Annotated in this window: 4 protein-coding genes and 1 pseudogene; 3 read left to right on the forward strand and 2 right to left on the reverse strand. The window is 56.7% G+C overall.

Going from position 1 to position 4,916, the window contains the following annotated elements:
• Both GCT13_RS46980 and GCT13_RS46985 read right to left on the reverse strand, forming a co-directional pair.
• A partial coding sequence (locus GCT13_RS46980) for a transposase (RefSeq protein WP_152763086.1) occupies positions 1-227 on the reverse strand: 227 nt, incomplete at its 3' end.
• Positions 228-408: 181 nt separating this feature from the next.
• Entirely contained in the window at positions 409-1,179 is a 771-nt protein-coding gene (locus GCT13_RS46985; RefSeq protein ID WP_407670977.1) for an H-NS histone family protein, read from the reverse strand.
• Between the two features lie 521 nt (positions 1,180-1,700).
• Between GCT13_RS46985 and GCT13_RS46990 the strand changes: the two genes are divergently transcribed.
• The 3 genes and pseudogenes from GCT13_RS46990 to GCT13_RS47000 form a co-directional block, all read left to right on the forward strand.
• Complete coding sequence (locus tag GCT13_RS46990) at positions 1,701-2,375, forward strand: hypothetical protein (protein WP_152768364.1); 675 nt, start codon at positions 1,701-1,703, stop codon at positions 2,373-2,375.
• Between the two features lie 573 nt (positions 2,376-2,948).
• Positions 2,949-3,463 (forward strand): annotated as a pseudogene (locus tag GCT13_RS46995) (IS6 family transposase).
• 467 nt (positions 3,464-3,930) lie between these two features.
• On the forward strand, positions 3,931-4,916 hold a 986-nt coding region (locus GCT13_RS47000; RefSeq protein ID WP_152768365.1), incomplete at its 3' end, for an IS1182 family transposase.

Raw genomic sequence — 4,916 nt, forward strand, 5'->3', positions numbered from 1 at the left:
TTTTCCGCCTCAAGCTGCCGGATTCGCTGCTGCTCAGCCGTCAGCGGCTTGCCCTCGCCGGCGCCGCCAGCACGCTCCGCATCGTACTGCGCCACCCAGCGGCGCACGGCTGTCTCAACAAGGTCCATCGACCGGCACACTTCGCTGACCGATAGCCCTTGGTCTCGCACCATCCGTACTACTTCCAGCTTGAAGCTGGCGTCAAATTGTCGGCGCCTTCTTGTCATCTTGCTCTTTTCCTCCTCGATTCAGGATTGTCCTCCTATCGACCTGTCCGAGGAAATTAGACCACTACACCGTCGACATCCGCCTTATCTGAGCGGACCTCCAGCAGATGCGGGAACGCGCAGTGTCTGTATATCTCCTGTTCGCAATTTGTTTAGCACAAACTCGGTAACCGCAGAGCAATCAGGCAGCGGTCGACTCACCCGCTGCGCCGTTTGCCGGCATCGAAGCTTGCGGCACTTCCACAGCCGCCGTCACTTTCTTCGCAGCAGTCTTCTTCGTTACTGCTCTCTTGACTGCGGATTTCTTCGCGGGTGATTTCTTCGCCGGCGCGGCATTCTTCTTTGCGGCCACGTTCTTCGTCGCGACCTTCTTCGAGGCGACCTTCTTGCCAGCGACCTTCTTTGCAAGAGCCTTCCTTGCTGCGGTCGCCTTCGGCTCGGCCCCGCCCTGATCCGCACCGTCAATCAGAAATGCCGTCCGGTCCTTGGCGCTTGCCAGCCAAGCCGGAGCCGGACCCCGACCGCTCCATGTTGCCCCGGTTGCCGGATTGCGATACTTCGGTGCCTGCGGTCCACGGACATAGTTTCCGGGCTTGGCTACCTTCTTGACACCGGTCGTCGTGCGTTCCGATCCGCCATCAACCAGAAACTTGCTACGGTCCTTCGCGTTGGCAATCCAGGATGGCGCCCGACCGTGGCCGGTCCACGTCGCCCCAGTCTTAGGATCGAGATATTTCGCTGCCGCCAATGTTCCCGCGACCTTAGCACCTGTCGGCTTGTGCCCACGCCTTCCACCGATATATGCATCAATGTCAGCAACGGTCAGACCGTGCACACCCATAAGGTCACGTATTTTCGCAATGACTGTCGACGACTGGCTTTTAGCAATTGCTTCGGCTTGGACCTGCAGCTTTGCGATTTTTGCTTGTAGCTTTTCGAGTGTGGCCATCATTCCCCCATGTATTTGTGTTGATAATCGCCGCACTATGCCACATTGCACCAAAAAATGTCAGTGTCGGGAAGAACTTGAAAGACCCGGTAATGGATGCACAGAAAGAAAATAATCTTCGGGTGACATCTTTCCGCGTCACGCGAGTCCCAAACGCCAGGTTTGAAAATGTGCGCTTATCGCGACTTCGCGATTGGCGGTCAACGATGAGCGTGGGAATAAACGCCGGCTAAGTTGCACGAATCGCATGAGTTATTAGAGTTCGCGAGCAGGCTTACAATTAATCGAGTCATATCGTCTTCTGTAAGGCGTTACCAAAATCGAAGAATAAAGCCTAATATATCGGCTCATATTTGTGAATCTGCACATAGTATGGACTCCGATAGTCAACATAACGAATCAGATCAAGCTTCTTCCGTACAAAACCGCGAGCGCGCTAATCCTTCGTGTCCCGACACCGCGTCTGCTCGATTTCTTTGCGATTGCTTATAATCCGTGCACCTCTTTTTGGAAATGCGCCTCGTATGCGGCAGGAATGGCTTGAATTTCTCCAGCGGATCAGTTGGAACTCTCCGGTGACTTTGGCGCTGATGTCGGGCGCGGTCGGCTCTATCGTGACGCTGACATGGATCTCGGCAAAAGAAACGCGGGAGGGCAAGCGTCGGCGGCGCAGTTCTGCATTGGAACTCGCGTTATCGCTGGAAAGCTACGCCCGGACCTGCCGGACGATGATGCACAAGGCTCTGTGGGCAGCAGCGGAGCCGACCGGACTTATTACTCGTGAAGCCAGCAAGGGCGTGTCCGTTCCCGCGTTCACCTATCCGGAGAACGTCCAATGGGACATCCTTAGCCGCAAGGCCATCTCTGAGCTGCGCGAGTATCCAGCTACCGTGCACGGTGCGCGTGAGTATGTCGAGGCATTCCGGGAGTTCGCGGATCCGATCGACGTTTGTGGGCAGGTCGAATACGAATGCGCGAAGGCCGCGATGTCGGCTCTCGCGTTGGCCCGCGCCACGCGCAGTCGGCATGGCGCCGCAGCGTGGAGGCCGGGCGCCAAAGACTCAGCGATGGAGCGCGAACTGTCGGACTTCATCGCGAAAACTGAAGAAAAACGGCGGACGTCGCTTGAGCGACGAACGGACTCTGTTCCCGATGGGAGAACCAATATGCAGCCGCTCAAAGAAGCATTGTGCGCGTGACGAAAGCGTTCACTGCGATACGGGCAAGCCGGGGCATTTCGACTCGCCGCATAAGCTCGGGCAGCTAGCCCTATCGACGCCGAAAACAACGCCAAAAAGAAGGCCCACCAAGCGGGGGGCCGAATCCATATCAGGAGGAGACATGGAGGAGACAACTTCAGTATAAACCCTTAGAGACAAATTGCAATTGCTCTCTCGACAGCAACAGTCTCGGCTGCCGGCAGTTTGCTCCTCGCTGCCGGTGGCGCCGTTGTGTGTGTGGGCGTCTCACCAAACGCCAGCCTGTCAAAACAGAAGATTGCTTGGTGTGCTGTCATTTTGCGCGCCTTCGCGCGTTATTGGCGCAAGCGGTCGGTCGCCGAGTAACCGAAACCCGAGCCTACGTACGTAAGGCGATTGGCAAAGTGACAAATTAAAGCCACGAAACAATCCCCGGCAGCAAGAATGCGTCGATCCCCTATCAAACCAGGCGATAGGCAACAGGAGTCGAAAAGATCACGGAGTGGCTGAAACGGTTCTGTCGCGTTAAGGCGCTGAGATAAAATTCGCGTCCAGACATCGGTGACGAACAAGATGGCCAAGACGAAGAAGACGCCGCGCACGACGTTGCCACCGGGCATCGGTAAGGTACTGAAGCGACTGCACCATCCGCTGGCCGTGATCCTGCTGTGTGTGCGCTGGTATGTGGCTTACTCGCTGAGCCTGCGCAACCTCGAGGAGATGATGGCCGAGCGCGGTGTCGAAGTGGACCATTCGAGCGTGCACCGCTGGGTGATCAAGCTGGTGCCGCTGTTTGAAAAGGCGTTTCGCAAGCGAGCGGCGCCAATCTGGCCGCGCTGGAAGCGCTCAACGCGGACCGGCACACGCCGATCAAGGTCCGGCAGATCAAGTACCTGAACAACATCGTCGAACAGGATCACCGCGCCATCAAACGCATCATCAGGCCGATGATGGGCTTCAAGGATTTTCGCTGCGCTCGCAGCATCATGGCAGGCATCGAAGTGATGCACATGATCCGCAAGGGGCAGATGCATGACGACGGCATCGCCAAAAGTGCTGCTGAGCAATTCTATTCGCTGGTTACGTAAGCGATCCTAATCATATAGGAGCTCGCTCGTCCTGCCTCCCTTATCGCGACAGAACCCGGACATCTGGCGCGCGCACCAGCCCGGGGGGAGTCATTCCGCTGCTCATCGATACGCCTGCATCCGGACTCGTTGTACGTCCGCAATGGCGACCCTTTGTCATCGATCAGAGCGACGCAGCACACGCGGCATTCATCGCGTTGCAACACGGTCGAACTCTGAACGAGGCAATCGACGTCGCACTGGCTCTCGATGCCCGATTCGATGTCTCATCGCAACTCGAAAGCTGGATCACGGTCAGCGCGGTTACCGGCCTAGCGATATAGCGGCAGATATATCCGACGGTCCGGTGTCGAAGTGGGATCGGACGGTCGAAGAAAGAAAGCGAGTGGCAGCAACTGGCCCAGACTGTTTCAAAACACCATTTCGTAATGCTAAAACTATTCATCGTAGAACGGGGGAGAAGCGAGATGAAGCGGTTCGTCCAAGGCGAAGATCGTACTCAAAGCTTCCTCCTTCCCGAAGCGCTTGATGACTACGTGACAAACACCAATCCGGTGCGCGTGGTGGATGTTTTTGTGGATGAACTGGATCTTCAGAAGCTCGGGTTTGAAGGCGTTGAGCCGGCGCTAACGGGTCGGCCTTCGTATCATCCGGCAGTGATGCTCAAAATCTACATCTATGGTTACCTGAACCGTATTCAATCCAGTCGTCGCCTTGAACGCGAGGCTCAGCACAACGTCGAACTGATGTGGCTCACGAGTCGCCTGACGCCGGACTTCAAGACCATTGCGCGATTCCGTAAAGACAACGGCAAAGCGATCCGCAGCGTCTGTCGCCAGTTCGTCGCGCTATGCCAGCGTCTGGACCTCTTCGCCGAAGCGTTCGTGGCAATCGACGGGAGCAAGTTCAAGGCAGTGAACCATCGCGACCGCAACTTCACGAGCGCCAAGCTCGAACGACGCATGCGCGACATCGAGTCAAGTATCGCCCGCTATCTCGAGGCGATGGACACGGCGGATCGTCAGGAGCCTGCTATTGCGAAAGCCAGAACAGAGCGGTTGCAAGACAAGATTGCAGCCCTGAAGGAACAGATGCGAAGCCTCAAGGAGATCGAGGTCAAGTTGAAGGAAGCACCGGACGGACAGATATCGCTTACGGATCCGGATGCACGTTCGATGAAGACCCGAGGAACCGGAGTCGTGGGCTACAACGTCCAGACGGCGGTTGACACGAAGCACCATCTGATCGTCGCGCACATCGTTACCAATAATGGCATTGATCGTGATCAGTTGACGTCGATGGCGAAGCTCGCCCGTGCCGAAATGGGCATCGACAAGCTCACCGCGGTTGCGGATCGCGGCTACTACAAGAGCGAGGAGATACTCGCATGTCACGAGGCTGGAATAACCGTGTTCGTTCCGAAGACAGTGACGTCGAGCGCAACGGCCGATGG

This window comes from Paraburkholderia franconis (assembly GCF_009362735.1).
GTDB lineage: Bacteria > Pseudomonadota > Gammaproteobacteria > Burkholderiales > Burkholderiaceae > Paraburkholderia > Paraburkholderia franconis.

What these genes read in the sequence shown, in the direction of transcription:
- GCT13_RS46985 (WP_407670977.1), bottom strand. Translation starts at nt 1,179, where the DNA reads ATGATGGCCACACTCGAAAAGCTACAAGCAAAAATCGCAAAGCTGCAG.
- GCT13_RS46990 (WP_152768364.1), top strand. Translation starts at nt 1,701, where the DNA reads ATGCGGCAGGAATGGCTTGAATTTCTCCAGCGGATCAGTTGGAACTCT.